This is a genomic window from Mesorhizobium sp. M8A.F.Ca.ET.207.01.1.1 (genome assembly GCF_004794715.1).
Classification (GTDB): domain Bacteria; phylum Pseudomonadota; class Alphaproteobacteria; order Rhizobiales; family Rhizobiaceae; genus Mesorhizobium.
In genome coordinates this window covers 1-314 of record NZ_SRUS01000417.1, presented here as the reverse complement: position 1 = coordinate 314, position 314 = coordinate 1, and the positions used below count along the sequence as shown (strand labels likewise).

Annotated in this window: 1 pseudogene; it reads left to right on the top strand. The window is 65.0% G+C overall.

Features of this window, described 5'->3' with window-relative positions:
• Positions 1 to 314: pseudogene (locus EN850_RS35170) on the top strand (hypothetical protein); the annotation flags it as partial.

The window sequence follows — 314 nt, the reverse complement described above, 5'->3', positions numbered from 1 at the left end:
GCGCGTTCTACGGCGTGCAACCGCAGTTCATCCTGTGCTCGGCCACCATCGGCAACCCGCAGGCGCATGCCGAGGCGTTGATCGAGGCGCCGGTCACCGCCATCACCGAATCCGGCGCACCCAGCGGGCCGAAGCAGGTGCTGCTGTGGAACCCGCCAGTGATCAATCCGGACCTGGGCCTGCGCGCTTCGGCGCGCTCGCAGAGCAACCGCATCGCGCGCATCGCGATCAAGTCCGGGTTGAAGACGCTGTTGTTCGCGCAGACACGGCTGATGGTCGAAGTGCTGACCAAGTACCTGAATGACATCTTCGAC